This is a genomic window from Methylorubrum suomiense, assembly GCF_022179765.1.
GTDB lineage: Bacteria > Pseudomonadota > Alphaproteobacteria > Rhizobiales > Beijerinckiaceae > Methylobacterium > Methylobacterium suomiense.
This window is the reverse complement of record NZ_BPRE01000049.1, coordinates 1-872: the sequence shown is the minus strand read 5'-3', so window position 1 is coordinate 872 and position 872 is coordinate 1. Positions and strand designations below refer to the sequence as shown.

Genomic DNA, 872 nt, shown 5'->3' with positions numbered 1-872 from the left:
AGGTACTCGACGGCGCCGCGGTATTTCGGATTGTCGAGCAGGTACGAGACGGAGGAGACCCGCCACGTTCCGCCGCTCGGCGAGGGGATGCGATCGGCGTTCAGCCCGTCCGCGATGGCCTGGAGGGTCCGGCGCTGGCGCCGCTCGCGGTAGATGCGGCGGACGATCTTGGCCTGCTCCTCCAGGACGCGGAGCCCGCCCTGCAAATCCTTTTCGTAGCCGTAGGGCGCAGCGCCCCCGGCGAAACCACCCTTGCCGGCCTTGGCGAGGCGCCCGCCTGCCGTCCGGTCCCGGATCACAAACCGCTCGTTCTCCGCCATGCCGGCGAAGATCGCGAAGAAGGTCCGACCCATCGGGTTCGACGTGTCGATGACCGACTCCGTCACCGATCTGAACGCGACCTCGTGTTGCTCGGCGAGATCGGAAACCGTCGTCATCGCGTGTCGGATGTCGCGGGACAGCCGATCAATCTTGGCGACGAGGAGGACGTCGAGCGCGCCCGCTTCCGCAAGGGCAACCACACGACTGAACGCGGGGCGTTCAATCGGCTTCGTCGCGCCTGAGATGCCGGGATCGGTCAGGACCTCGACTAGGTCATAACCCTGGCTCTCGGCGAAGGAGCGGACCTGCTTCTCCTGCGCATCGAGGCCGTGACCGGTCGCGGCCTGCTCCTCAGTGGAGACGCGCAGGTATCCAACGGCCCGCGGCGCCCTTGCCGCCTTGGTCTCGGTTAGGATTTTGGTCCGGGCCCTCAAGCGGCCCAAGCGCTTTGAGCCTGTGACCACTTGTAAGCCTATGTTTTTGCAGCGCTTTTCGCGCCAAGTCGACGAGGATTTGGCCCGTTTTCCAGGATCTCAGGAGACCTTGGAAAT

1 protein-coding gene is annotated in these 872 nt (G+C 65.4%); it reads right to left on the bottom strand.

Annotation, left to right across the window (positions count from 1 at the left end; translation table 11 throughout):
• The coding region (locus tag MFF26_RS26365) for a recombinase family protein (protein WP_238308972.1) at window positions 1-755 on the bottom strand (755 nt) is incomplete at its 3' end.
• Window positions 756-872: the final 117 nt, after the last annotated feature.